The sequence below is a fragment of the Lelliottia sp. JS-SCA-14 genome, from assembly GCF_035593345.1.
In the GTDB taxonomy this organism is placed as follows: Bacteria; Pseudomonadota; Gammaproteobacteria; order Enterobacterales; family Enterobacteriaceae; genus Enterobacter; species Enterobacter wanjuensis.
In genome coordinates, this window is sequence record NZ_CP141606.1 from 1,074,380 (window position 1) to 1,099,314 (window position 24,935).

Consider the following 24,935-nt stretch of genomic DNA (forward strand, 5'->3'; position numbering starts at 1 on the left):
TGCTATGCCATTTGCCGTACCACGCGCGTTACCGTTATCCCTGCTGGCCGCCTTCGTGCTGGCCGGATGCGCCGAGAAAGGGGCCGCGCCGCTGAAAAAGGGCAAAAAGCCTGTCGATGTGGCAAGCGTGGTGCGTCAGAAAATGCCCGCCAGCGTCAAGGATCGCGACGACTGGGCGATCGTGCTCGCGAAGACATTCGAGAGTCAGAAAATCGCCCCGACCGAGGAGAATATCTGCTCGGTGCTGGCGGTGGCGCAGCAGGAGTCCATGTATCAGTCCGATCCGGCGGTGCCAGGTCTTAACAAAATTGCCTGGAAAGAGATCGACCGGCGTGCGGAAAAGATGCACATCCCGGTCTTTCTGGTGCATACGGCACTCAAAATCACCTCGCCGAACGGCAAAAGCTACAGCGAACGGCTGGATACGGTGAAAACAGAGAAACAGCTGAGCGCCATTTTCGATGATTTTATCGACATGGTGCCGATGGGGCAGAAGCTGTTTGGCTCGCTCAATCCGGTGCATACGGGCGGCCCGATGCAGGTCAGCATCGACTTTGCCGAGAAACACACCAGCGGCTATCCGTGGAAAATCGACGGCACCGTGCGCCAGGAGGTGTTCTCACTGCGCGGTGGATTGTGGTTCGGGACATATCATCTGCTGAACTACCCGGCCAACTACAGCGCGCCGCTGTATCGTTTTGCCGATTTCAACGCCGGATGGTACGCCAGTCGTAACGCCGCATTCCAGAATGCGGTAAATCGCGCAACGGGGGCGAAACTGGCCCTGGATGGCGATCTGATTGCCTACGGCAGCAGCGAAGCGGGCACGACAGAACAGGCGGTGCGTAAGCTGGCCATCAAACTGGATATGAGCAACAGCGAGATTCGCCATCAGCTGGAGAAAGGGGACAGCCTGGCGTTTGAGAAAACGCAGCTGTATCAGCAGGTTTATAAGCTGGCGGAACAGAAGAGTGGTAAGGCTTTGCCGCGAGAAATTTTGCCGGGCATTCAGCTCGAAAGCCCGAAGATTACGCGTAATCTCACCACGGCGTGGTTCGCAAAACGCGTCGACGATCGTCGGGCTCGCTGTATGTCACTGAACTAAGCGTCAGTGGTAGCGGCGCCAGCGCAGAACAAGGGCGACGATGCCGAGGATCGCGCATCCGGCGAGGAAGGGCACTAAACCAAAAATGGTGCTCACGCCGAAGCCGATATCCACGCGCGGTCGGCCCGTATCCTGGACCTGCATCAGGTGTTCATAAACGCCGGGGGCATGCACCAGAATGTTCAGCAGTTGTGAACCGGCCCAGAAGCAGAACAGCACGAACAGGGCGTAGGCGATGTTTCCCGACGTGGAGGTTCCTGGTTTTTTATCACCAAAAATCGGCTTCGCCAGTGTAAAGTCTGCCATAAAAACCTCCGATATCTCACTCTGACCATCTGCAGTCGTACAAAGTGAAGTCTGACAGGTCATCACATTTGTCAATATCAGAATCGTGGTAATTTGGCCCAGGGAATTCTCCTGGTTTATCGATTTCTGTCCTGCGTCACAGTTTACTGACTTAAGTTAAATTGATTCGCATTTAAGAATTTCCGTATCCGCCACAGACCGCGTGTGAAAACTGTGAGAGGATATCTTTTTATTCTGTCGGAGTTGCCATGAACCTGTCTGCCAAACTACGCCGCGACTGGCACTATTACGCCTTTGCGATTGGCCTGATTTTTATTCTTAACGGTATTGTCGGGCTGCTGGGATTTGAAGCGAAAGGCTGGCAAACCTATGCGGTAGGGCTGGTGACCTGGGTTATCAGTTTCTGGCTGGCGGGATTCATTATCCGCCGTCGACCACAAGAGCCGACGACGGAAAGTATTGAGAGCGCCGATAAAGCGGATTAACCGTTTACCGAGCTTTTCAGGGCGCTGTCAGCGGCGTGACGCTCCAGCGCCAGTTCGATCAGGCGAGTAATCAAATCCGGGTAGCTGATACCGCTGGCCTGCCATAGTTTTGGATACATGCTGATATTGGTGAAGCCAGGCAGCGTATTGATTTCGTTGATAATCACCTCATTCTCCGCCGTCAGGAACACGTCGACGCGCGCCATGCCGCCGCAGCCGAGCGCCTGATAGGCCTCGATGGCGATCGCACGGATCTTGTCATTGATTTCGGGATCCAGCACCGCCGGGACCACAACCTGTGCCCCTTTGTCATCAATGTATTTGGTGTCGTAGGAGTAGAAATCGCTGTTCAGCACCACTTCGCCGCAGGTACTGGCCTGCGGGAAATCGTTGCCCAGCACGGCGCATTCGATTTCGCGGCCTTTAATCCCTTGTTCAACCACCACTTTGTGGTCAAATTCAAACGCCAGACGCACGGCTTCGGTGAACTGCGCTTCGCTGGTCACTTTGCTGACGCCCACGGAAGAGCCCTGGTTCGCCGGTTTAACGAATAACGGCAGGCCAAGCTGGGAAGTGATTTGGTCAAAACTGTGCTGCTGACGATTAGCGCGGGTGAGCGTCACAAACGGGGCGATGTTCAGGCCGGCATCGCGCAGCAGGCGCTTGGTCACGTCTTTGTCCATACAGGCGGCGGAGCCGAGAACATCCGATCCGACGAACGGCAGATTCGCCATGCGCAGCATCCCCTGCAGGGAACCGTCTTCGCCCAGCGTGCCGTGCACAATTGGGAAGACGACGTCAATCTGCGAAAGCGCCTGGGCATTGCCCGCGTTAATCAGCTGGCCCTGCACCACACCTGGTACGGTGGCGACGCTGATTTCCGATGGATTGAGCGCGATATGTGCCGGATCGTCGGCATTTAACAGGTACTGGCTGGCATCGTTTACGTGCCACTGGCCCTGTTTATCAATGCCCAGCAAAACGACATCAAAACGGCTCTTATCAATCGCATCAACGATATTTTTGGCCGATTGCAGTGACACTTCGTGTTCTGCCGATTTTCCCCCAAAAACAATTCCTACCCGCTGCTTCGCCATCTTCACTTTATTCCAGTCCGACTCATCAAAGCCTATAACATACCACGATGCCCGGTGGGTTTCCCCGCCTTCTGCCATAATGTTTTGAGGTGGAAAAGAGGAGGGAATGTGCGAGGGAAAAGTCTGCTTATCTGTGTGATTCTCGCGGGAGCGGCGGCGATGGGGTATCGCTGGCTGCCGTCGTATTACAATCCTTTTGTGCCGCTAAGTCTCGACGATCCGCCGGGGAAAATCAGCCAGTTTAAGCTGCGCCGCCTGACGCCCGAGGCTTGCACTCGTTTGCTGTCAGAGGCGAACCAGAAACGGCTGATCCAGACGCAGGCGATGGCCAACAGCGCAGGGGATTGCCCCCTGAGCGACGTGGTGCGGGTGCGCAATTTCGGCCCCGTGACCCTAAGCAGCAGTTTTATCGCCAGCTGTCCGCTGGCCCTGAGCTCCGCGCTGTTTATCCAGCAGCAGGCGCGGCCTCTGACCAAAACGATGATGGGCAGCGACCTGACGCGCGTTGAGCACCTCGGGAGTTTTGCCTGTCGCAATATCTATCACCGACCTGATGCGCGCCGCAGCGAACACGCCAGCGCCGATGCGCTCGATATCAGCGGCTTTCAGCTGGCGGACGGCCAGCGGGTGACAGTGCTTACCGGCTGGCGAAACGAAAAAACGCAGCCCTGGCTGCAGGCGTTGCTGAGCGCCAGCTGTGACTATTACGGCAACGGGTTAGGGCCGGAGTATAACGCCGCGCACGCCAACCATTTTCATCTCGGCATGCGCGGGTTTGGCCTCTGTCGTTAAAGCATATTTCACCAGTCGAAAGAGGATACTTTGTGACTTATTTCACAAATATGATGACTGGGGAGATAAAACACCAAAATGTGCGCCGTCGCATCTCTGGTTCCACGTCATGTGACGTAACTTGCTAATCTGTCGGCGAATTCGCCTAAAAATGAAGATTGTGCCGCTTATGGAATCCTGGAAAGTAAACCTTATCTCGGTCTGGTTTGGCTGTTTTTTCACCGGTCTTGCTATCAGCCAGATTTTGCCCTTCCTGCCGCTGTATGTTTCCCAGCTCGGCGTGACGTCGCACGAAGCGCTGTCGATGTGGTCCGGTCTGACCTTCAGTATCACTTTCCTGGTTTCCGCCATTGTCTCGCCCATGTGGGGCAGCCTCGCGGATCGCAAAGGGCGCAAGCTGATGCTCCTGCGCGCTTCACTCGGGATGGCGATTGCGATCCTGCTCCAGGCTTACGCGACCAACGTCTGGCAGCTTTTTTTACTGCGCGGCCTGATGGGCCTGACCTCCGGCTATATTCCTAACGCCATGGCGCTGGTGGCCTCGCAGGTTCCGCGGGAGCGCAGCGGCTGGGCGATCAGTACCCTTTCCACCGCGCAGATCAGCGGCGTGATTGGCGGCCCGCTGATGGGCGGTTTTCTGGCTGACCATGTGGGTTTGCGGGCGGTCTTTTTCATCACCGCGATGCTGCTGGTGGTGAGTTTCCTGGTGACCTTCTTCCTGATTAAAGAGGGCGTGCGGCCGACCGTCAGTAAAGCCGATCGTCTGAGCGGCAAAGCGGTCTTCGCCACGCTGCCGTATCCCGGCCTGATGATTAGCCTGTTTATCACCACCATGGTGATTCAGCTGTGCAACGGTTCGATCGGGCCGATTCTGGCGCTGTTTATTAAATCCATGGCGCCGGACAGCAACAATATCGCCTTTCTCAGCGGCATGATTGCCGCCGTGCCCGGCGTGTCCGCGCTGATTTCGGCCCCGCGTCTGGGCAAGCTCGGGGATCGCATCGGCACGGCGCGGATATTAATGGCGACGCTGATTATCGCCGTGGTGCTGTTTTTCGCGATGTCCTTCGTTACCTCGCCGTTCCAGCTCGGCGTCCTGCGTTTCCTGCTTGGCTTTGCCGATGGGGCAATGCTGCCCGCGGTACAAACGCTGCTGGTGAAATACTCAAGCGATCAGGTGATCGGGCGCATCTTCGGCTATAACCAGTCCTTTATGTATCTGGGGAATGTCGCCGGTCCGTTGATGGGCGCGACCGTCTCGGCGATGGCAGGATTCCGCTGGGTATTTGCGGCGACAGCCGTGGTGGTGCTGATCAACGTGATTCAGCTGGCAATTGCCTTGCGCCGCCGCCGTCAGAAAGCGGCGAATAGTGTTAACTGAAGATATATTATGTATTAAGCAGACATGGCCATTGTTATCAAAAATAATGGTGTCTGCTTTCTAATAATTCGCCGCCAGGCAATCACTTTTTATAATAGCAAAACGTTTCGCTGGCATTAAATCATCGTTATTTGCGACATAGCGTGTTTTTTCATAAAGATAATACTTTTCGCCTCTTTGCATTATTCAACCGTAATGATACCGTCAGCAAAAACCTGATAAGGAAATAGCTCGATGAAAAATCTCATTGCAGAGTTGCTGGTTAAGCTTGCCCAAAAGGAAGAAGAGTCAAAAGAACTGGTTGCCCAGGTTGAAGCGCTGGAAATCGTCGTCACTGCCCTGTTACGGCAAATGGCGCAGCACGATCAGCAGACGCTGATCCGAAGTATCGAGGGCGCACTGGAGGATGCCAGGCCCGACTCTCAAGTGCCGGTTCAGGATAGCGAAATGCTACAGCAATACGTAAAAAAGTTGTTGCGGCATCCACGCAGTTAATCTGTCACAGAATCTAAAAGCCTGTCATAGATTTGTCATCTGGTATGCCTATAGTCGCTCTGTTTATTTTTTATGTATTTGTACATGGAGAAAATAAAGTGAAACAGAGCGCACTTTTCATCGCATTAATGCCGTTATTATTTACCCCAGCCATTTATGCTGACACCGCGAATACCCACGTGCTGGATAATCGTGCAGCCCAGGGTGATATCACGCAGCCGGGTGGCGCGCGCCGCCTGACAGAGGATCAAACCGAAGCGCTGCGTGCATCCCTGAATGACAAACCCGCTAAAAATATTATTTTGCTGATTGGCGACGGGATGGGTGATTCCGAAATCACCGCCGCGCGAAATTATGCCGAAGGGGCCGGTGGCTTTTTTAAAGGCATCGATGCACTGCCGTTGACCGGACAATACACCCACTACGCGCTGGACAAAAAAACCGGTAAACCGGATTACGTCACCGATTCCGCCGCCTCCGCCACGGCCTGGACCACCGGCGTGAAAACCTATAACGGCGCGCTGGGCGTCGATATTCACGAAAAAGATCACCAGACCATTCTCGAGATGGCGAAAGCCGCCGGGCTGGCAACGGGCAACGTCTCTACCGCTGAACTGCAGGATGCCACGCCTGCTGCACTGGTCTCGCACGTGACCTCGCGTAAATGCTATGGCCCGTCCGTCACCAGCGAAAAATGCCCGACCAACGCGCTGGAAAAGGGCGGTAAAGGATCCATCACCGAACAGCTGCTGAACGCCCGCGCGGATGTCACGCTCGGCGGCGGGGCGAAAACCTTCGCGGAAACCGCGACGGCGGGCGAGTGGCAGAGCAAAACCCTGCGTGAACAGGCGCAGGCGCGCGGTTATCAGCTGGTGAGCGATGCCGCTTCACTGGCGGCTATCACCGAAGCGGGTCAGGATAAGCCGCTGCTCGGTCTGTTCTCGGACGGCAATATGCCGGTGCGCTGGGAAGGGCCAAAAGCCTCTTACCACGGCAACATCGACAAACCTGCTGTCACCTGTACGCCAAACCCGAAACGTGACGACAGCGTCCCTACGCTGGCGCAGATGACCGATAAAGCCATCTCCCTGCTGAGCAAGGGTGAGAAAGGTTTCTTCCTGCAGGTGGAAGGGGCGTCGATCGATAAACAGGATCACGCGGCCAATCCGTGCGGTCAGATTGGCGAAACCGTCGATCTCGACGAAGCCGTGCAGAAGGCGCTTGAGTTTGCGAAGAAAGACGGTAACACCCTTGTCGTCGTCACCGCTGACCACGCCCACGCCAGCCAGATTGTGGCGCCTGATACCAAAGCCCCAGGCCTGACCCAGGCGCTGAACACCAAAGACGGTGCGGTGATGGTGATGAGCTACGGCAACTCAGAAGGCGATTCAATGGAACATACCGGAACGCAGTTGCGTATCGCCGCGTATGGCCCACATGCTGCGAACGTGGTGGGCCTGACGGATCAAACGGATCTGTTCTACACCATGAAAGCTGCTCTCGGTCTGAAATAACCTATCGCCCGGCGGAAATCCCCTTCCGCCGGGTGTAATACCAGTCAGTTAAGCAACATAATGAATTTAAATTCATTATGTTGCTTGTTCCAGGACCTTTATGGCATCAGTGGAATTGTTCCGTTCACTTTCGTTCCTCTGCTTCCGGTCTATCACTCTGCGGTGAACGTGCCAGGGTGGCTCAATCGCCACCACCCTGGCAACCCCGGCTCCCGGCCAGGAAAATCGCCGCTTCGCGGTGCCCTTAGCTTATTCCTTGCGGCTTTCGGGTCGGGCGCGATCCTGCATCCATGCAGGTCGCACCCTCTCGGCGCTTCCCTGCGCCTCGACCCGGCCTCCAGGAAACGCTTCGGCGATTTTCAGCCGGACTCACGCTCCCTCCAGCTTTACAGCCGTCTGAATGTGGCACCGGTGTGGGTCCCCGCAGAAATCGGCGAACTGGAGGCCAGATGACAAGGGGGCCGCGTAGCCCCCTTGTCACGTTCACAGGTGATACAGGTTTTATATTCTGCTGAACATAAGGTGAACGGAATAACCTCAGATGCTTAACTGACCAGTATTACTTCCGCCGGGTGGTATTTTTCCCGCCACGAACCAGACTTAGTGTGAACCTTCACAAAAGGATGGTGCTATGAAACTGACCCTCGCTGTAACCCTGCTTTCTTCTCTGCTTCTGATGTCTGTCGCGTCTGCCGCCGAGAGAACGCTTACGCCTCAGCAGCAACGGATGACCAGCTGCAATCAACAGGCGACAGCCCAGACGCTGAAAGGCGATGCGCGCAAAACCTACATGAGTGATTGCCTGAAAAACAGCGCTTCGAAACCGGGCGAAAAGAGCCTGACGCCTCAGCAGCAAAAGATGCGTGAATGTAACGGCCTCGCCACGCAACAGTCCCTCAAAGGCGAAGACCGCAGCAAGTTTATGAGCGCCTGCCTGAAGAAAGCGGCGTAGTCCTAACGGGTGAGCGGCCACGCCGACTCACCCGAAATTTCATACTTTCCCCGCAACACCCCTCTCTATAATTTGGGAAATGTTTCAGAATGTTCCCAAAAATTATGAATGACGAAAACTTTTACAATAAAGACGTCACGCGAGAAGAGTGGCAGCAGGGCCTTTCTCAGGATGACCATCACCGTTCCGGTATCCGGTTTGCGCGGCGCGTTCGACTGCCGCGTATCTTCGGGCTGGCGGCCATGTTTTTCCCGATCGCCGGGGCCCTGGTGGCGCAAGCTCCGCCTGGAGGCTGGTGGTTACTGCTGGTCGGATGGGCGTTCGTCTGGCCGCATCTGGCCTGGCAGCTGGCCTATCGCGCCGCCGATCCGCGCGTCAGTGAGATGAACAATCTAAAGGCTGATGCCATAGTCGCAGGCGTCTGGATTGGGCTGACAGGGGTGAATGTGCTGCCCACCGCGGCTCTCATCATTCTGATCGGCATGAATACCATGGGGGCGGGCGGGATCCGGTTGTTCACTGCTGGTGCAATCATGACGACAATTGCAGCCCTGGTGACGCTACAGCTTACCGGCGTATCTCCTGGCTTTACGCTTACCCCGCTGGAACTCTGGCTGGCGTTGCCGGTGATGGTGTTCTACCCGCTGTTTTTTGCCTGGGTGAGCTACCAGACGGCGATTCGGCTGGCAGAGCACAAGCGCCGCCTGGAGTTGATGAGCACCCGCGATGGCATGACCGGAGTATTCAACCGCCGCCACTGGGAGATCCTGTTACGCAATGAGTACGACACCTGTCGGCGCGCTCATCGCGAAGCGGCGATCCTGATTATCGATATCGATCATTTCAAGAGTATCAACGACACCTGGGGCCACGACGTGGGCGACGAGGCGATTATCGCCGTCACGCGACAGCTGCAGTTAACCCTGCGCGCCGGGGATATGATTGGGCGCTTTGGCGGAGATGAATTTGCGGTGATCATGAGCGGCACGCCAGCGGAAAGTGCCATCGCGGCGATGTCTCGTGTGCATGAGCGGCTGGCGGTCTTAACGCTGCCCTGCGCGCCGCAGGTGCGACTGCGGATCAGCGTCGGGGTGGCCCCTCTGACGGAAGAGTTTTGTCACTATCGGGAGTGGTTAAAAGCGGCGGATGTGGCGTTGTACAAAGCGAAAAATGCCGGACGCAACCGCACCGAAGTGGCGGCCTGACGCCCGGCGCGCTTCATCAGGACTTACTGAGTTGCTCTGATTTTTCCATGCACTTGTTCATCGCTTCAATCACCGCCGAGCGGAATCCACGCTCTTCCAGAACGCGCACGGCTTCGATGGTGGTGCCGCCCGGTGAACAGACCATATCTTTCAGTTCGCCCGGATGTTTGCCCGTTTCCAGCACCATTTTCGCGGAGCCCATCACCGCTTGGGCGGCAAATTTATAGGCCTGCGCGCGCGGCATTCCGCCGAGCACGGCGGCATCGGCCATCGCTTCGATAAACATGAACACATAAGCGGGCGCAGAGCCGCTGACGCCCACCACCGGATGGATCATCGCTTCGGCAATCACTTCGGCTTCGCCAAAGCAGCGGAAAATGTTCAGCACGTCGGCCACGTCTTCTGGCGTCACCAGCGCGTTCGGCGTGACGGAAGTCATCCCTGCATTGACCAGCGACGGAGTGTTTGGCATGGCGCGGACAATTTTGCGATCGTGGCCGAGAGCGCGTGCGAGCTGATCGAGGGTCACACCCGCGGCGATGGAGACCACCAGGGTCTCTTTGTTCAGGCTGGAAGTGATGTCGCTCAGAACCTTGATCATGATGTTAGGTTTAACGGCGCCAAAGACGATATCCGCAATCTGGGCAACTTCCTGTGCGCTTTCGGCAGCGTTAATTCCGTATTCATCACGCAGCGCGGCGACTTTATCCGGTGACGGGGTGTAGACCCAAATCTGCCCTGGCAACACCTGGCCGCTGGCGATCAGACCGCCGAGAATGGCTTTTCCCATATTGCCGCAGCCGATAAAACCGATTTTTTTGTCCATCACGTCTCTCCGTTATGATGCGTTGTGAGTTCTGATTTATAGCTTAACAACGAAAAGCAGGCGACAATAGCCACCAATGTCATCCAGGGGAGAAACTATGGCGATTTGGGTGGATGCGGATGCGTGTCCGAATGTCATTAAAGAGATTTTATTCCGCGCGGCCGAGCGCGTGCAGATGCCGTTGACGCTGGTCGCAAACCAGAATTTGCGCATTCCGCCGTCGAAATTTATTCGTTCAATGCGCGTCCCGGCCGGATTCGACGTGGCGGATAACGAAATTGTGCGCCTGTGCAGCCCTGAAGATTTGGTGATCACCGCCGATATTCCCCTTGCAGCAGAAGTGCTGGAGAAAGGCGCAGCGGCGCTGAATCCGCGCGGTGAACGTTACTCGCCCTCCACGATCCGCCAAAAACTGACGATGCGCGATTTTATGGATACCCTGCGCGCGAGCGGGGTGCAGACCGGTGGGCCGGATTCGCTCTCACAACGTGACCGCCAGCAGTTCGCCGCTGAGCTGGATAAGTGGCTGCTGGAAGTGAAGCGCCGCAACGCGTAATGATAAGCATTGCTGATTTATGGTATAGTGTGGCAACCGCAGGGTTGTCATCGCCTGATGCTTTGCAGTAAAGTTGACGCACCCGCTTATGCAATGATTTCTTTACAGAGACTGCGCGCTAAACTCACTCATCACGCTCTCTGTCATGCAAACATATTCTTGTTGTAATCCAATTTTTACAGTTACCTTGCGTACTAGTTTAATGGTATTATTGCTCGTTTTTTGACATCACACGCCGCAACCTCGCGGTATCAAGGGGAACACCAGGCTATGACCCAACCCATCTTTTTAGTTGGCCCCCGTGGCTGCGGAAAAACAACCGTAGGCCTCGAACTGGCGCGCGTGAGTGACAGCCAGTTTGTCGATACCGATCACTGGCTGCAAACGCACGCTCGTCAGACCATCGCAGAGATCGTCGAAAAAGAAGGCTGGGAGAGTTTCCGCACGCGTGAGTCTGAAACCCTGGAAGCTGTCACCGCGCCTTCGACCATTGTCGCCACCGGCGGTGGGATCATCCTCGCAGAACGTAATCGCCAGTTTATGCGCGAGAAAGGGATTGTGATTTACCTGTGCGCGCCAGTTTCTACGCTGGTAGAGCGCCTGGAAGCCTTCCCGGAAGAGGGGCAGCGCCCGACGCTCACCGGAAAGCCCATCAGCGAAGAGGTGAGCGAAATTCTCGCCGAGCGCGACGCCCTGTACCGCGAAGCGGCGCACCACGTGATCGACGCTTCGCTCTCGCCGGAACAGGTCGTAAATCAGATTGTTACCGCCCTGCGTCTGGCTTGCGCCAGCTAACTGGCGTCTATACTCATAGTTTAGCCCTCGTAAAAAGGATGAACTATGCCAACCAGACCGCCATACCCACGCGAAGCACGCATTGTCACTGTTGAAAAAGGCACCGGTACCCAAACCGTGACCTGGTATCAATTGCGTGCGGATCATCCCAAACCCGACTCCCTGATCAGCGAACACGAAAGCGAGCAGGAAGCCCTGGATGCCAAACGCCGCTACGAAGATCCCGATAAGTCCTGATACAAATCTGAAATCCACCATAACCGTGTCTGAATCACACTTTTAACTCAACGATAATGTTAAGTGAGGGTTAATATTTAGTTATTACAGTGGGATTCAGAACGGGCGTTCGATCTTTACATTTCGGTGTGGAGATATGCTGCTACGCTTTTGTCCTGTTTAAGCTGAAACAAGAACCGCGCAGCGTATTGAGCTTGTGCCTGTATTATCGCAGTGGTAGTGAAGAAAGGCGAAAAAGATGAAGGCAACATTGGCGATCCTCACCATCGGAGTGGTCCCTGTCAGCGAAGTTTTACCGCTCCTGACGGAGCATGTCTCTGAACAACAAATCACCCATCTGAGCCTGCTGGGCAAGATGAGTCGGGAAGAGGTCATGGAAGACTACGCACCCGTCGCCGATGAGGTGACGCTGCCGACATTGTTAAGCGACGGTAAACTAGCGCACGTTTCACATCACAAAATCGAACGTGCATTACAGGGTGTCATTGAAGTGCTCGATAACCAGGGATATGACGTGATCCTGTTGATGAGCACCGCTCCGATTTCCGGTCTTATGGCACGAAATTCTATCCTCCTTGAACCGATGCGAATCATTCCTCCGCTGGTGGCGTCTATTGTGGACGGGCATCAGGTCGGGGTGATTGTGCCGATTGAAGAACTTCTCGCTAATCAGATCGCCAAATGGAAAGTTCTGCAACGCACGCCGCTGTTTGCGCTGGCGAATCCGATCTGGGACAGCGAAGCCAAACTGATTTCAGCGGGGCGTGAACTGCTGGAGCAGGGCGCGGACGTCTTGATGCTGGATTGCCTCGGTTTTCACCAGCATCACCGCGATCTCCTGCAAAAAGCGCTCGATGTGCCGGTGCTGCTCTCAAACGTACTGGTCACGCGCCTGGCGTCCGAATTACTGGCCTGATGATTTTGCGTGACAGGCACGGAGGCTGGCCCCTATAGTGGATTTTTATCCAAAGACATAAGGGCCAGTTCATGCTTCAAAGTAACGAATACTTTTCCGGTAAAGTGAAATCCATTGGTTTTACCAGCAGCAGTACTGGCCGTGCCAGTGTCGGCGTGATGGCTGAAGGGGAATACACCTTTGGGACCGCAGAGGCTGAAGAGATGACGGTCGTCAGCGGCGCGCTGAACGTGCTGTTGCCTGGCGAAACCGAGTGGAAGGTGTACGCCGCGGGAGAAGTTTTCAACGTCCCTGGCCACAGCGAATTTAACCTGCAGGTTGCCGAGCCGACTTCTTATCTGTGTCGTTATCTGAAATAAAAAAAGGCCGGGTGAGCGTTAACGCTACCCGGCCTTTTTCTTCACGATTTAGCGCTGCGCTTCGCCGCCTAAACCTTCCACCAGATTCTGAATCAACGCCGCCAGTTCACCCGTCATCAGGATAAAGTCCGCGTCAAAACGCTGGGCAAAATCTTCGCGATCGATATCTTCGTTCTGATCGCGCAACTCATCGCAGAACTTCAGACGTTTTATCGAACCGTCGTCGCACATCACGAACTGAATGCGCTGCTGCCAGTCGAGGGCCAGCTTGGTCACCAGTTTGCCCGCTTCGATATGGACCGCGATCTCGTCGCAGACCAGATCCTGTTTCTTCGCGCGGATCACGCCGCCATCTTCGAGCATCGCTTTCAGCTCGGCTTCATCCAGCAGCTGGAACCCTTGTGCCGGGCTGCCGCTGCGAACCCATTCGGTCAGCGTCAGTTCGATCGGATTTTCCATCGCCAGCGGAACCACCGGCAGGGAGCCCAGGCTCTTACGCAGCAGGGCCAGCGTATCTTCGGCTTTCTTGGCGCTGGCGCAGTCCACCATGATCAGACCGTTGACGGTGTCGATCCACATCATGGTCTGGCTGAAACGGCTAAAGGCGCGCGGCAGCAGGGAGTGCAGCACTTCGTCCTTCAGGGAATCTTTTTCGGTTTTTTTCAGCTTGCGGCCCTGTTCAGCCTCGAGCTTGAAGATCTTCGCTTCCAGCGCCTGCTTCACCACCGGTGACGGCAGGATTTTCTGTTCCTGGCGCGCGCAAAGAATGATTTGACCATTGGTTGTCGAGTGGGTCAGCGCATCGCTTTGAGAACCCATCGGAGAAACCCAACCGGTTTTTGCCATATCCTGGCTACCGCATGGGGTAAAGGTGTAAGCGGCTAACTGTTTTTCCATCTCTTCCGCACGCAGCGAAACGTCGCGGCTGAGACGGTAAACCATCAAATTTTTGAACCACAGCATGATAATTTCCACGGCCTTGTCGTTAAATCAGCGGGCATGATAACGAATTGTGGCAGCGCTTGCATTGCTAATCGGGTAGCCTGCTTCTACTCTGTTGATAATCAAAATAATGAGGAGAGTCCTGTGCGTATTGGTATTGATTTGGGCGGCACCAAAACAGAAGTCATTGCGCTAAGCGATCGCGGCGAGCAGCTCTTTCGCCACCGCCTGCCGACACCGCGCGACGACTACCAGCAGACTATCGAAACCATCGCACAGCTGGTGGAGATGGCAGAAAAAGCCACAGGGCAGACCGGCTCGGTCGGGATGGGGATTCCTGGCTCGATTTCGCCGTACACCGGCGTGGTGAAAAATGCCAACTCGACGTGGCTCAACGGGCAACCATTTGATAAAGATTTGAGCGCGCGCCTGAACCGCGAAGTGCGGCTGGCGAATGACGCCAACTGCCTGGCGGTCTCGGAAGCGATCGACGGCGCGGCGGCGGGCGCACAGACCGTGTTTGCGGTGATCATCGGCACCGGCTGCGGCGCGGGCGTGGCGTTCAACGGTCGCGCGCACATTGGCGGCAACGGCACGGCGGGCGAGTGGGGGCACAATCCGCTGCCGTGGATGGACGAAGACGAACTCAAATACCGCGCCGAAGTGCCGTGCTACTGCGGGAAACAGGGCTGCATTGAAACCTTTATCTCCGGGACCGGTTTCGCCACCGACTACCACCGCCTGAGCGGAAAGCCTCTCAAAGGCAACGAGATTATGCGTCTGGTGGAAGAGCAGGACGCCGTGGCCGAGCTGGCGCTGAGCCGTTACGAAATGCGGCTGGCGAAATCTCTGGCGCACGTGGTCAATATTCTCGACCCGGATGTGATCGTGCTGGGCGGTGGCATGAGCAACGTCGACCGGATTTACACCACGGTTCCGCAGCTGGTGAAACAGTGGGTGTTCGGCGGGGAATGCGAAACGCCGATCCGCAAAGCGGTGCACGGTGATTCCAGCGGCGTTCGCGGCGCGGCATGGTTGTGGCCGCAGTAGGTAAAATGCCCCGAGCGCGTTTGCTGCCGGGTGGCGGCTCCGCCTTACCCGGCCTACAAAACAAGTTAATATCGGCACGATCGGTCCCCTCTCCCTTTCAGGGAGAGGGTTAGGGTGAGGGTCCCAGGCCGCACCTACTCCACCGCAAACTCCCGATCCAACTTGCTATACCCCAGCCCGTTAATTTTCTTCACTTTAATCTGCACCGGAATGCGCTCTTTCATCGCCTCAACGTGGCTGATCACGCCGATGGTTTTGCCCGTCGCGTTCAGGGCATCCAGCGCGTCCAGCGCCGTATCCAGCGTCTCGCTGTCCAGGGTGCCGAATCCTTCATCAAGGAACAGCGAATCAATCCGCGTTTTATGGCTGACGAGGTCAGAGAGCGCCAGCGCCAGGGCCAGACTCACCAGGAAGCTCTCGCCCCCGGAGAGAGTTCGCGTATCGCGCACCGCGTCGGCCTGCCAGGTATCGACCACTTCCAGCTCCAGCGCGTCGCTGGCCTTGCGTTGCAGCAGATAGCGCCCGTGCAGACGGTTCAGCTGCTGGTTCGCCAGCCACACCAGATTATCGAGGGTCAGACCCTGAGCAAATTTGCGGAAGCGATCGCCGGTGCTGGAGCCAATGAGCGAGTTCAAATATCCCCAGTCGTCCGCCAGACGCGCGGCGTCTTCGATCTGCTGCATCAAACCCTGCTGATGAAGGCGGTTGTCGCCGTCCTGCTTGAGCTGCTGGCGGATCTCACCCTGACGTGTGGTGTTCTCGCGCAGTTGATGCGCCAGTCGCTGTAATTGTTCCTGCAAAGTCTGCACATCCAGATCCTCCGGAAGTGCTTCCGGTTGCCGTCCCTGGTGTTCCAGGAACTGCTGATCCGCCTGTGCTGCCAGCGCGGAAGATTGCTGGAGCTGCTGTTCCAGCGTGTGCCTGAGCTGTTCCAGCTTGCGCACGGTGTCGCCATCGAGCAGCGCCGCGAGGAACGCTTCTTCACTGGCAAAACTGCTCTCATGAAGTGCGGCAGCAAATTGAGTTTGCAGCTGGGCCAGCCGTTCGCGGTCGCTCTGCTCCTGCTGTTGCAGGGTGGTGAGCTGGCTTTGCAGAGAGATACAGTCGCTGTGGATCTCACGCCAGTTGTCCGGTACCGGCTCGTCTGCGGTTTCCTCTTCCGATGGCGGAAGGGTTTCAAGCAGCGGTTTCAGTGCGTTGATACGTTCCTGAAGCGCCGAGAGCTGCTTCTGTTTTTCCTGCCAGTCGTGAGCCTCGCTTTCGCGCTGCATCAGCCACGCGTTTTCCTCGCCGTCTTCTGGGGTGTTCAGTCCGAGCGGGGTTAACGTGCTCAGCAACGACTGGCGCTGCGCCTCGATCTGCTGCCCAAGCTGTTGAACCTGCTGTTCCAGCTCGTTGAGCTGATTTTGCAGCACCTGGCGCTGGCTGAGCTGATACAGCTGGCGCTCGTACTGCTCCTGTTCATCCAGCCAGGCGGCGATATCGTCCTGAATCGTCAGGCTGACGTTCAGGGGGGCGCACACCGTCTGCCACTCTTGAGTGAGCGCTTGCTCCTCCTGAGTGAGCGACAGGGTTTCTGCGGCGTCGCGTTCACGCTGGGTGACCAGGGCATTCAACTGCCCGCGCACCAGTTGTCCCTCTTCTTCGAGGCGCTTCACTTCGGCATGCAGTTCGTCGCGGCGACGCTGGTTGGCGCTGAGCTCCAGGGCCTGATACTGCGCCACGGCAGGGTGTTCCTTTGCGCCGCACAGCGGGCAGGGTTTTCCCGCTTCCAGGCTGGCGCGATGCGCTTCCAGACCCTTGATTAATGCTTCCTGCTCGCAAAGGGTTTTCAGATCCAGGTAGTGCTGGTTTTTCTCTTTGTACTGCTGACGGCGCGCGGCCAGGGTTTGCTCAAGCCCCGTCTGGGTAGCCTGATCTTTTTCCTGCGCGTCACGTGTCTGTTTCAACCGTTTTTGCAGAGGCTGATAGCGGGCCTGTAGCGTCGCCAGACGTTGACGCGCCGGGCGATACTGCACCTGCTGCTCGAGCGCCTGCGCCGTCTCATCCGCAGACAACGTCAGGGAGCTCGGCGGCAGCGTGGCCAGTTTTTGCTGGAACTCGGCAAGGCGCTTACTCAGGGTTGCGGATTGTGATTTGTCCCGCTGCTGCTGAGCAAACAGCGCCCGCCAGCCGCCGATGTGCTGGCTCCACTGTTCGAAGCGGCGATGTTCCTCCAGCCAGAGGGCGACCTCTTTGTGTCGGGACTGGAGCTGCGCGTCATCCCGCATTGCGCCGTTGCGGATCCGCGCCCGCTGGGCCTTGCGCGACAGTAAGCGAGTGTTTACTTCAGTAATCTGCTGCTGGGTGCGGGTGAGCGTGGCGGCCTGCTCCTGCTGTCGGTCCCAAAGCGGTCGCAGGGCCAGCGCAGGCTGGGCCTGCTGCAGTTTTGCCAGCTCAGGCTGGGCGTCGGTTTGCGCCTGGATGGCCTGCTGATGCGCGGAATGGGCACGCTGCTGTTCGCGTAAGAGTTCATCGCGGCGCGTCAGCCATTGATGCTGAACCTGACGTTGTTGCTGTTCACTCAGCAGCGTTTTCTCTTCGTCAGTCAGTGCTTGCAAACCCTGTTGCAGCTGCTGTTGCTGTTCTTCGCTCAGGAGTACCACGCCTGCGGCCTGGGCTTCACGCATCTCCAGTTCGGTTCGCGCCGTTTTATGCTTCTCAAACACCATGGCGGAGATTTGTCCGTAGATTTCCGTGCCGGTCAGCTCCTCCAGCAGCTCGGCGCGCTCTTTCGGTTTGGCGTTCAAAAACGCCGCAAACTGGCCCTGGGACAGCAGCATTGAGCGGGTAAAACGGCCATAATCCAGACCGGTCAGCGAGGCGGTGAGATCGAGTTTATCTTTCACCTTATCGGCGAGGATTTTGCCGTCTTCGCACTGGGCCAGTTCCACGCGCGGTGCCTGTAAGTTCCCGTCCGGCTGGTTGCGGGCGCGGTTTTGGCTCCAGAATGCGCGATAGGCCACGCCTTTGACCTCAAATTCTACCTCGGCCAGGCACTCCGCCGTGTCGCGGGTCATCAGATCGTTTTGCGACTGCGACACCGTGTTCAGGCGCGGCGTCTCGTGATACAGCGCGAGGCAGATGGCGTCGAGCAGGGTGGTTTTTCCCGCCCCGGTCGCGCCGGTGATGGCGAATAATCCGTTGCTGGCAAAGGGTTCGGCGGTGAAGTCGATTTTCCATTCGCCCTTCAGGGAGTTGAGGTTTTTCAGACGCAGGCTGAGAATTTTCATGCGTTGTGTTCCTCGTCATGCAGCGCGTGCAGGGTATGGGTGAAAAGCTCGTTAAGCCGGGCGCGCTGCGCATCGTCAATCTCCTCCTGCGCCAGGCGGCGTTCAAACACCTCTTCGACTTTTAACTCGCTGAGGGTTTCGCGTTGCGCACTTAACAGAATTTTCTCGCGCTGTTCGCGGCTGCGGCGTACCAGTAATACTTCAACCGGCAGCTCTTCTGTCAGGGTCTGGATTTTGCGCTGCATGTCGTGCAGATATTCGTCGGTGCTGATTTCGATATCCAGCCAGACGGGGGGGGATTGTTCCACGTCGCGCCACTGTTCAAGCTGCGCGGCAATGGCGGCGAGATTGCCCTTGAGCATCGCCAGCGGCTGCGTCACCGGAACCGTGAGCGTCTCGACGGCGCTCAGTTTGCCGTCGGTAAAACTCACCAGATGGACGCTTTTGCCTTTACCGGTTTCATCAAAGCTGAGGGAGATTGGCGAGCCGCAGTAGCGAATATGCTCGCACCCGCCGATGACCTGTGCGCGGTGAATGTGCCCGAGGGCAATATAGTCGGCAGGCGGGAAATTTTGCGCCGGGAAGGCATCGAGCGTACCGATATAAATCTCGCGCACCGCGTCACTTTTGCTGGCCCCGACGGTGGTCAGATGCCCGGTAGCGATGACCGGCAGCGCCGCATCACCGCGCAGTGCGCAGGCGTCGGCATATTGCTGCTGATAATAATCGGTGATCGCCAGTAACAGATGCTGCTGCTTTTCGCCGCCGGAAAGCCCGGCCTGGCTTTGAACGATATCGCGTGGGCGCAGGAAGGGGATTGGGCAGAGCACCGCGCCCGGCGTCCCGTCGCGTTTTTTCAGGATTTGTGGGGCATGCCCGGCGTTTGCCACTACAGTGGTATTCAGAAAAGCGAGAATGTCCCGGGATTCGTTGAGCGTGGCGACGGAGTCGTGGTTGCCCGCGACAATCACCAGATGACAGCCCGTCTGCTGCAGATTCACCACGAAGCGGTTGTAGAGTTCTCGCGCATAGCTCGGCGGCGATCCGGTGTCAAAAATATCCCCGGCGACGATGATGGCGTCCACCTCCTGCTCCTGCGCGGTCTCCAGCAGCCAGTTCAGGAAGGCCTCATGTTCGGCGGCGCGACTTTTACTGTAAAAATTTTGACCCAGATGCCAGTCCGAGGTGTGAAGTATGCGCATAGCAGATCCGTATCCGTGGCAAAAAAGAGTGGAGGGGATTATAAGCTTTCAGGGACGAGAAAATAACCGCTGTAATAAAACAACAGTTTGCCATTCATGGTGGTAATGTTTTTCATAAATCTGTCATAAATCTGACGCATAATGGTGCCGCATTCCAAACTAATACATTAATAAGACAGGGCAAAGTATGGCGAGACGTATTCTGGTCGTAGAAGATGAAGCTCCGATTCGCGAAATGGTGTGCTTCGTGCTCGAACAAAATGGCTTCCAGCCGGTTGAGGCGGAAGATTATGACAGCGCGGTGAATCAACTGAACGAACCCTGGCCCGATTTGATTCTGCTTGACTGGATGTTGCCCGGCGGTTCTGGCCTGCAATTTATCAAGCACATTAAACGCGAAGCGATGACCCGCGATATCCCGGTGGTCATGCTGACGGCGCGCGGTGAAGAAGAGGATCGCGTGCGCGGTCTGGAGACCGGCGCGGATGATTACATCACCAAGCCGTTCTCGCCGAAAGAGCTGGTGGCGCGTATCAAAGCCGTGATGCGCCGTATTTCACCGATGGCGGTGGAAGAGGTGATCGAAATGCAGGGGTTAAGCCTCGATCCGACCTCACATCGGGTGATGACCGGCGAAAACCCGCTGGATATGGGCCCGACAGAATTCAAACTTTTGCACTTCTTTATGACCCACCCGGAACGTGTTTACAGCCGCGAACAGTTGCTGAATAACGTCTGGGGGACTAACGTCTATGTCGAAGACAGAACGGTAGATGTACATATTCGCCGCTTGCGTAAAGCGCTGGAACACAGCGGCCACGATCGTATGGTGCAGACGGTCCGCGGTACGGGTTATCGTTTTTCGACCCGTTTCTGAACAATGACAGGAGTGTGACGCGTGCTGGAACGTCTGTCATGGAAAAGGCTCGTTTTTGAACTGATCTTATGTTGTATTCCCGCCGCCATTTTGGGGGCGATTTTTGGTCATCTGCCGTGGTTTTTACTGGCGGCAGTGACTGGGCTACTGGTCTGGCATTTCTGGAATTTACTGCGTCTTTCCTGGTGGCTATGGGTGGATCGCAGCATGACGCCGCCGCCGGGTAGCGGCAGCTGGGAGCCGCTGTTGTACGGCTTACATCAGATGCAAATGCGTAATAAAAAGCGTCGTCGCGAGCTGGGAAGCCTGATCAAACGGTTTCGCAGCGGGGCGGAGTCGCTGCCGGATGCCGTCATTCTGACCACCGAAGAAGGGACCATTTTCTGGTGTAACGGACTGGCACAACAGCTGCTCGGACTGCGCTGGCCGGACGATAACGGTCAAAATATTCTGAACCTCCTGCGTTACCCCGAATTCACCCACTACCTGAAAAAACGTGACTTTACGCGCCCGCACAATCTGGTGCTGAACAATGGTCGTCATCTTGAGATCCGCGTGATGCCGTACAGCGATCAGCAGTGGCTGATGGTGGCGCGCGATGTGACCCAGATGCACCAGCTTGAAGGGGCTCGGCGAAACTTCTTCGCCAACGTCAGCCATGAGCTGCGCACACCGCTGACGGTGCTGCAGGGCTATCTCGAAATGATGCAGGAGCAGACGCTCGAGGGTGCGCCGCGCGAGAAAGCGCTGCACACCATGCGCGAGCAAACGCATCGCATGGAAGGGCTGGTGAAACAGCTGCTGACGCTGTCGAAAATCGAAGCCGCGCCGACGCTGGCGCTAAACGAAACCATCGACGTGCCGATGATGCTGCGGGTGGTAGAGCGCGAAGCGCAGACCCTGAGCCACAAAAAGCATCAGTTCACCTTTGAACTGGACAGCACTCTGAAGGTGCTGGGCAGCGAAGACGAGCTGCGCAGTGCGATTTCGAACCTGGTCTACAACGCGGTGAATCATACGCCTGAGGGGACGCACATTACCGTGCGCTGGCAGCACGTCCCGACGGGCGCGGAGTTCAGCGTGGAGGACAACGGGCCGGGGATTGGGCCGGAGCATATTCCGCGTCTGACCGAGCGTTTCTATCGCGTGGACAAAGCGCGCTCGCGGCAGACAGGCGGAAGCGGCCTGGGGCTGGCGATTGTGAAGCACGCTGTGAATCATCACGACAGTCGCCTCGATATTCAGAGCACGCCGGGGAAAGGCACGCGATTCAGTTTTGTCATTCCGGAACGTTTGATTGCCAAAAAAAGCGCCTGACAGGGCGCGTGTCAGCCTTCCTTTCCACAGGCCAGCGATTGCTGGCCTGTTTGCTTTGCAGTCAAGCGAAACGCGAATGAATTTTATACGGTTGTTGCTTTTTTGTTCGCATGATTAGCCATGAGTTTTTCTTAACCTTAGAGGATTGTTCTGGTCTCAATTTTCATGCTGGCATATTGTTCTGGTTTTCAGATCGCTCCTTGCCTTTAAACGTTATAAGCGTTTAAATTGCGCCCCATACAGTGTCATACCAACTGTATTTGCGTGGTAAATCGAAAAACTATTCTTCGCCACGGCATGACGGGAGCATATCCCGCTGAAATTGAGTAAATTTTCCGCTGTATCGTCCCATTTGGGATGGCGAAAATCTCAACGTTTTCAACACCACATCCACAGGCAGTAAGGTTCTATGACCCATCATTTAAAATCGCGTGACATCATCGCGCTGGGCTTTATGACTTTTGCGCTGTTCGTCGGCGCAGGTAACATCATTTTTCCTCCTATGGTTGGCCTGCAGGCGGGTGAACACGTCTGGACGGCGGCTATTGGCTTCCTGATTACCGCTGTGGGCCTGCCGGTGCTGACCGTGGTCGCGCTGGCGAAAGTCGGCGGCGGCGTGGATAGCCTCAGCACCCCGATCGGTAAAGTGGCGGGTATTCTGCTGGCGACGGTCTGCTATCTGGCAGTCGGTCCGCTGTTCGCGACTCCACGTACCGCAACGGTCTCCTTTGAAGTCGGGATTGCACCGCTCACCGGCGACGGCGCGCTGCCGCTGCTGATCTACAGCCTGGTCTACTTCGCACTGGTGATTCTGGTCTCCCTCTATCCGGGCAAACTGCTGGATACCGTGGGTAACTTCCTTGCACCAATGAAAATTCTGGCGCTGATCGTGCTGGCCGTGGCGGCAGTTATGTGGCCTGCCGGTCCTATCAGCGAATCGCTGGACGCCTACAAAACGGCGGCCTTCTCGAACGGATTTGTAAACGGCTATCTGACCATGGACACCATGGGCGCGATGGTCTTTGGTATCGTTATCGTCAACGCCGCGCGTTCTCGCGGGGTGACCGAAGCGCGTCTTCTGACCCGCTACACCATCTGGGCTGGCCTGATGGCCGGTGTCGGTCTGACGCTGCTGTATCTGGCGCTGTTCCGCCTGGGTTCTGATAGCGCGACCCTGGTCGATCAAAATGCTAACGGTGCAGCCATTCTGCATGCTTACGTGCAGCACACCTTCGGCGGTGCGGGTAGCTTCCTGCTGGCGGTACTGATTTTCCTGGCCTGTCTGGTGACCGCGGTTGGCCTGACCTGCGCCTGTGCCGAGTTCTTCGCTCAGTACGTTCCGCTCTCCTATCGCACGCTGGTGTTCATCCTCGGCGGCTTCTCGATGGCGGTTTCTAACCTCGGTCTGAGCCACCTGATTCAGGTCTCCATTCCGGTGCTGACCGCGATCTATCCGCCGTGCATCGTGCTGGTGGTGCTGAGCTTTACCCGTCCGTGGTGGAACAATTCCTCGCGAATTATTGCCCCAACGATGTTTATCAGCCTGCTTTTTGGTATCCTTGACGGGATTAAAGCATCCGCCTTCAGTGGGATCCTGCCTGACTGGACACAGCGTCTGCCGCTGTCAGAGCAAGGCCTGGCCTGGTTAATGCCGACCGTTGTTGCGATGGTTCTGGCGATTATCTGGGACCGTGCAGCAGGGCGTCAGGTCACTTCCAGCGCGCATTAATCAACGACAAATTGTGTAACCACGGGGCTTATGGCCCCGTGGTTTTTTGTTTTTTTCGAGTTGAATGGCAAGATTTAAATGGAAAGCACGAACAAACTAAAACGTGGGCTAAGCACCCGCCACATCCGCTTTATGGCGCTTGGCTCGGCAATCGGGACAGGCCTTTTTTATGGCTCGGCAGATGCCATTAAAATGGCCGGACCCAGCGTCCTGCTGGCGTACATCATCGGCGGCGTCGCGGCCTATATCATCATGCGCGCGCTGGGCGAGATGTCGGTACACAATCCATCCGCGAGTTCTTTCTCGCGCTACGCCCAGGAAAACCTCGGCCCGCTGGCGGGCTACATCACCGGCTGGACCTACTGCTTTGAAATCCTGATCGTGGCGATTGCCGACGTGACGGCGTTTGGCATCTACATGGGCGTCTGGTTCCCGCTGGTGCCGCACTGGATATGGGTGCTGAGCGTGGTGCTGATCATCTGCGCCGTCAACCTGATGAGCGTGAAGGTGTTCGGTGAGCTGGAGTTCTGGTTCTCCTTCTTCAAAGTCGCGACCATCATCATCATGATTGTGGCGGGTTTTGGCATCATCATCTGGGGGATTGGCAACGGCGGGCAACCGACCGGGATCCATAACCTGTGGAGCAACGGCGGGTTCTTCAGCAACGGCTGGCTCGGCATGGTGATGTCGCTGCAGATGGTGATGTTCGCCTACGGCGGTATCGAAATCATCGGCATCACCGCGGGTGAAGCCAAAGACCCGGAGAAGTCTATTCCGCGCGCCATCAACTCCGTGCCGATGCGTATCCTGGTGTTCTATGTGGGCACCCTGTTCGTGATTATGTCCATCTACCCGTGGAACCAGGTGGGGACCAACGGCAGCCCGTTCGTGCTGACCTTCCAGCACTTAGGCATCGCGTTTGCCGCCAGTATCCTTAACTTTGTGGTGCTGACCGCCTCCTTCTCCGCCATTAACAGCGACGTCTTCGGCGTAGGCCGTATGCTGCACGGCATGGTGGAGCAGGGGAACGCGCCGAAAGTATTCGCCAAAACCTCGCGTCGCGGCACGCCGTGGGTGACGGTGATGGTGATGACCGTCGCGCTGCTGCTCTCGGTCTATCTGAACTACATCATGCCGGAAAACGTCTTCCTGGTGATTGCGTCGCTCGCCACCTTTGCGACGGTCTGGGTGTGGATCATGATCCTGGTGTCGCAGATTGCGTTCCGTCGTCGTCTGCCGCCGGAAGAGGTGAAAGCGCTGAAGTTCAAAGTACCGGGCGGTGTTCCGACCACGGTCGTCGGGCTGATCTTCCTGGTCTTTATTATCGGCCTGATTGGCTACCATCCGGACACGCGTATCTCCCTGTACGTGGGCTTCGCGTGGATCGCGCTGCTGCTGGTGGGCTGGGTGTTTAAACGCCGCCGCGAGCGTCAGTTGGCTGAAGCGCAGTAATTAAACCATCGCCCGGTGGCGGCGTTGCCTTACCGGGCCTACGGTTTTGTAGGCCCGTGCAAGCGAAGCGCCG

At 56.7% G+C, this 24,935-nt stretch carries 24 protein-coding genes; 18 read left to right on the forward strand and 6 right to left on the reverse strand.

Going from position 1 to position 24,935, the window contains the following annotated elements:
• The first annotated feature begins 4 nt into the window (after positions 1–4).
• The gene (locus tag U9O48_RS04970; protein ID WP_324723698.1) at positions 5–1,105 is read left to right on the forward strand and encodes a DUF1615 domain-containing protein; all 1,101 of its coding nucleotides are present in this window, start codon (positions 5–7) and stop codon (positions 1,103–1,105) included.
• A 3-nt stretch (positions 1,106–1,108) separates the two neighbouring features.
• Here U9O48_RS04970 and U9O48_RS04975 read toward each other — a convergent pair whose 3' ends face one another.
• Entirely contained in the window at positions 1,109–1,411 is a 303-nt protein-coding gene (locus tag U9O48_RS04975) for a DUF2755 family protein (RefSeq protein WP_282492671.1), read from the reverse strand.
• 248 nt (positions 1,412–1,659) lie between these two features.
• Here U9O48_RS04975 and U9O48_RS04980 point away from each other — a divergent pair, with 248 nt between their 5' ends.
• Positions 1,660–1,896, forward strand: coding sequence for a DUF2754 domain-containing protein (locus U9O48_RS04980; protein WP_285145244.1), 237 nt, complete (start codon positions 1,660–1,662; stop codon positions 1,894–1,896).
• Here U9O48_RS04980 and ddlA read toward each other — a convergent pair.
• Complete coding sequence (gene ddlA, locus U9O48_RS04985; protein WP_285145367.1) at positions 1,893–2,993, reverse strand: D-alanine--D-alanine ligase; 1,101 nt, start codon at positions 2,991–2,993, stop codon at positions 1,893–1,895. The genes U9O48_RS04980 and ddlA overlap by 4 nt on opposite strands.
• 108 nt (positions 2,994–3,101) lie before the next feature.
• On the opposite strand from ddlA, the gene U9O48_RS04990 reads away from it, so the two are divergent.
• From U9O48_RS04990 to adrA, 6 genes are all read left to right on the forward strand, one after another.
• Positions 3,102–3,785 (forward strand): extensin family protein, encoded by a 684-nt coding sequence (locus U9O48_RS04990; RefSeq protein WP_324723699.1) that lies wholly within the window; start codon positions 3,102–3,104, stop codon positions 3,783–3,785.
• 169 nt (positions 3,786–3,954) lie between these two features.
• Positions 3,955–5,166 (forward strand): multidrug efflux MFS transporter, encoded by a 1,212-nt coding sequence (locus U9O48_RS04995; RefSeq protein WP_324723700.1) that lies wholly within the window; start codon positions 3,955–3,957, stop codon positions 5,164–5,166.
• Between the two features lie 234 nt (positions 5,167–5,400).
• Positions 5,401–5,661, forward strand: coding sequence for an anti-adapter protein IraP (gene iraP / locus U9O48_RS05000; RefSeq protein WP_282492667.1), 261 nt, complete (start codon positions 5,401–5,403; stop codon positions 5,659–5,661).
• Positions 5,662–5,759: 98 nt separating this feature from the next.
• On the forward strand, positions 5,760–7,175 hold the full coding sequence (phoA, locus tag U9O48_RS05005) for an alkaline phosphatase (protein ID WP_324723701.1): 1,416 nt from the start codon (positions 5,760–5,762) through the stop codon (positions 7,173–7,175).
• A 631-nt stretch (positions 7,176–7,806) separates the two neighbouring features.
• Positions 7,807–8,127 carry a phosphate starvation-inducible protein PsiF gene (psiF, locus tag U9O48_RS05010; RefSeq protein WP_282492665.1) on the forward strand — a complete coding sequence of 107 codons (321 nt, stop codon included), beginning with the start codon at positions 7,807–7,809 and terminating at the stop codon, positions 8,125–8,127.
• A gap of 89 nt (positions 8,128–8,216) precedes the next feature.
• Positions 8,217–9,332 carry a diguanylate cyclase AdrA gene (adrA, locus tag U9O48_RS05015; RefSeq protein ID WP_324723702.1) on the forward strand — a complete coding sequence of 372 codons (1,116 nt, stop codon included), beginning with the start codon at positions 8,217–8,219 and terminating at the stop codon, positions 9,330–9,332.
• A gap of 16 nt (positions 9,333–9,348) precedes the next feature.
• Here adrA and proC read toward each other — a convergent pair whose 3' ends face one another.
• A complete protein-coding gene (proC, locus tag U9O48_RS05020) occupies positions 9,349–10,158 on the reverse strand; it encodes a pyrroline-5-carboxylate reductase (RefSeq protein ID WP_282492663.1) in 810 nt (269 codons plus the stop codon).
• 97 nt (positions 10,159–10,255) lie between these two features.
• Here proC and U9O48_RS05025 point away from each other — a divergent pair, with 97 nt between their 5' ends.
• From U9O48_RS05025 to ppnP, 5 genes are all read left to right on the forward strand, one after another.
• Positions 10,256–10,714 carry a YaiI/YqxD family protein gene (locus U9O48_RS05025; RefSeq protein ID WP_285145240.1) on the forward strand — a complete coding sequence of 153 codons (459 nt, stop codon included), beginning with the start codon at positions 10,256–10,258 and terminating at the stop codon, positions 10,712–10,714.
• Between the two features lie 270 nt (positions 10,715–10,984).
• Positions 10,985–11,509 carry a shikimate kinase AroL gene (aroL, locus tag U9O48_RS05030; RefSeq protein WP_282492661.1) on the forward strand — a complete coding sequence of 175 codons (525 nt, stop codon included), beginning with the start codon at positions 10,985–10,987 and terminating at the stop codon, positions 11,507–11,509.
• A 45-nt stretch (positions 11,510–11,554) separates the two neighbouring features.
• Positions 11,555–11,746: a protein YaiA gene (yaiA, locus tag U9O48_RS05035; protein WP_282492660.1), complete on the forward strand. Its 192-nt coding sequence runs from the start codon at positions 11,555–11,557 to the stop codon at positions 11,744–11,746.
• A gap of 238 nt (positions 11,747–11,984) precedes the next feature.
• Positions 11,985–12,662 carry an AroM family protein gene (locus U9O48_RS05040; RefSeq protein ID WP_282492659.1) on the forward strand — a complete coding sequence of 226 codons (678 nt, stop codon included), beginning with the start codon at positions 11,985–11,987 and terminating at the stop codon, positions 12,660–12,662.
• 71 nt (positions 12,663–12,733) lie between these two features.
• On the forward strand, positions 12,734–13,021 hold the full coding sequence (ppnP, locus tag U9O48_RS05045) for a pyrimidine/purine nucleoside phosphorylase (RefSeq protein ID WP_324723703.1): 288 nt from the start codon (positions 12,734–12,736) through the stop codon (positions 13,019–13,021).
• 48 nt (positions 13,022–13,069) lie between these two features.
• Here the strand turns inward: ppnP and rdgC are convergent, their stop codons facing one another.
• The gene (rdgC, locus tag U9O48_RS05050; RefSeq protein WP_282492657.1) at positions 13,070–13,984 is read right to left on the reverse strand and encodes a recombination-associated protein RdgC; all 915 of its coding nucleotides are present in this window, start codon (positions 13,982–13,984) and stop codon (positions 13,070–13,072) included.
• Positions 13,985–14,107: 123 nt separating this feature from the next.
• Here rdgC and mak point away from each other — a divergent pair, with 123 nt between their 5' ends.
• Positions 14,108–15,013, forward strand: coding sequence for a fructokinase (gene mak, locus U9O48_RS05055; protein WP_285153302.1), 906 nt, complete (start codon positions 14,108–14,110; stop codon positions 15,011–15,013).
• 134 nt (positions 15,014–15,147) lie between these two features.
• Here mak and sbcC read toward each other — a convergent pair whose 3' ends face one another.
• Together sbcC and sbcD are read right to left on the reverse strand one after the other, a co-directional pair.
• Positions 15,148–18,285: an exonuclease subunit SbcC gene (gene sbcC / locus U9O48_RS05060; RefSeq protein ID WP_324723704.1), complete on the reverse strand. Its 3,138-nt coding sequence runs from the start codon at positions 18,283–18,285 to the stop codon at positions 15,148–15,150.
• Complete coding sequence (gene sbcD / locus U9O48_RS05065; RefSeq protein WP_324723705.1) at positions 18,282–19,487, reverse strand: exonuclease subunit SbcD; 1,206 nt, start codon at positions 19,485–19,487, stop codon at positions 18,282–18,284. Before sbcD ends, sbcC begins: the two co-directional genes overlap by 4 nt.
• 187 nt (positions 19,488–19,674) lie before the next feature.
• Here sbcD and phoB point away from each other — a divergent pair, with 187 nt between their 5' ends.
• From phoB to proY, 4 genes are all read left to right on the forward strand, one after another.
• Positions 19,675–20,364 carry a phosphate response regulator transcription factor PhoB gene (gene phoB, locus U9O48_RS05070; RefSeq protein ID WP_095280962.1) on the forward strand — a complete coding sequence of 230 codons (690 nt, stop codon included), beginning with the start codon at positions 19,675–19,677 and terminating at the stop codon, positions 20,362–20,364.
• A 21-nt stretch (positions 20,365–20,385) separates the two neighbouring features.
• Complete coding sequence (gene phoR, locus U9O48_RS05075) at positions 20,386–21,681, forward strand: phosphate regulon sensor histidine kinase PhoR (protein WP_282492653.1); 1,296 nt, start codon at positions 20,386–20,388, stop codon at positions 21,679–21,681.
• A gap of 409 nt (positions 21,682–22,090) precedes the next feature.
• Positions 22,091–23,410, forward strand: coding sequence for a branched-chain amino acid transporter carrier protein BrnQ (gene brnQ / locus U9O48_RS05080; protein ID WP_282492652.1), 1,320 nt, complete (start codon positions 22,091–22,093; stop codon positions 23,408–23,410).
• Positions 23,411–23,488: 78 nt separating this feature from the next.
• Positions 23,489–24,862 (forward strand): proline-specific permease ProY, encoded by a 1,374-nt coding sequence (gene proY / locus U9O48_RS05085; RefSeq protein ID WP_285150167.1) that lies wholly within the window; start codon positions 23,489–23,491, stop codon positions 24,860–24,862.
• Positions 24,863–24,935: the final 73 nt, after the last annotated feature.

Bases quoted from the DNA above. Each gene is read 5' to 3' on its own strand.
- adrA (WP_324723702.1), top strand. From the start codon at position 8,217: ATGTTCCCAAAAATTATGAATGACGAAAACTTTTACAATAAAGACGTC.
- yaiA (WP_282492660.1), top strand. From the start codon at position 11,555: ATGCCAACCAGACCGCCATACCCACGCGAAGCACGCATTGTCACTGTT.
- proY (WP_285150167.1), top strand. From the start codon at position 23,489: ATGGAAAGCACGAACAAACTAAAACGTGGGCTAAGCACCCGCCACATC.
- sbcC (WP_324723704.1), bottom strand. From the start codon at position 18,285: ATGAAAATTCTCAGCCTGCGTCTGAAAAACCTCAACTCCCTGAAGGGC.
- brnQ (WP_282492652.1), top strand. From the start codon at position 22,091: ATGACCCATCATTTAAAATCGCGTGACATCATCGCGCTGGGCTTTATG.
- phoB (WP_095280962.1), top strand. From the start codon at position 19,675: ATGGCGAGACGTATTCTGGTCGTAGAAGATGAAGCTCCGATTCGCGAA.
- iraP (WP_282492667.1), top strand. From the start codon at position 5,401: ATGAAAAATCTCATTGCAGAGTTGCTGGTTAAGCTTGCCCAAAAGGAA.
- U9O48_RS04980 (WP_285145244.1), top strand. From the start codon at position 1,660: ATGAACCTGTCTGCCAAACTACGCCGCGACTGGCACTATTACGCCTTT.
- ppnP (WP_324723703.1), top strand. From the start codon at position 12,734: ATGCTTCAAAGTAACGAATACTTTTCCGGTAAAGTGAAATCCATTGGT.
- sbcD (WP_324723705.1), bottom strand. From the start codon at position 19,487: ATGCGCATACTTCACACCTCGGACTGGCATCTGGGTCAAAATTTTTAC.
- proC (WP_282492663.1), bottom strand. From the start codon at position 10,158: ATGGACAAAAAAATCGGTTTTATCGGCTGCGGCAATATGGGAAAAGCC.
- U9O48_RS05040 (WP_282492659.1), top strand. From the start codon at position 11,985: ATGAAGGCAACATTGGCGATCCTCACCATCGGAGTGGTCCCTGTCAGC.
- U9O48_RS04975 (WP_282492671.1), bottom strand. From the start codon at position 1,411: ATGGCAGACTTTACACTGGCGAAGCCGATTTTTGGTGATAAAAAACCA.
- U9O48_RS04995 (WP_324723700.1), top strand. From the start codon at position 3,955: ATGGAATCCTGGAAAGTAAACCTTATCTCGGTCTGGTTTGGCTGTTTT.
- rdgC (WP_282492657.1), bottom strand. From the start codon at position 13,984: ATGCTGTGGTTCAAAAATTTGATGGTTTACCGTCTCAGCCGCGACGTT.
- psiF (WP_282492665.1), top strand. From the start codon at position 7,807: ATGAAACTGACCCTCGCTGTAACCCTGCTTTCTTCTCTGCTTCTGATG.
- aroL (WP_282492661.1), top strand. From the start codon at position 10,985: ATGACCCAACCCATCTTTTTAGTTGGCCCCCGTGGCTGCGGAAAAACA.
- U9O48_RS05025 (WP_285145240.1), top strand. From the start codon at position 10,256: ATGGCGATTTGGGTGGATGCGGATGCGTGTCCGAATGTCATTAAAGAG.
- ddlA (WP_285145367.1), bottom strand. From the start codon at position 2,993: ATGGCGAAGCAGCGGGTAGGAATTGTTTTTGGGGGAAAATCGGCAGAA.
- U9O48_RS04970 (WP_324723698.1), top strand. From the start codon at position 5: ATGCCATTTGCCGTACCACGCGCGTTACCGTTATCCCTGCTGGCCGCC.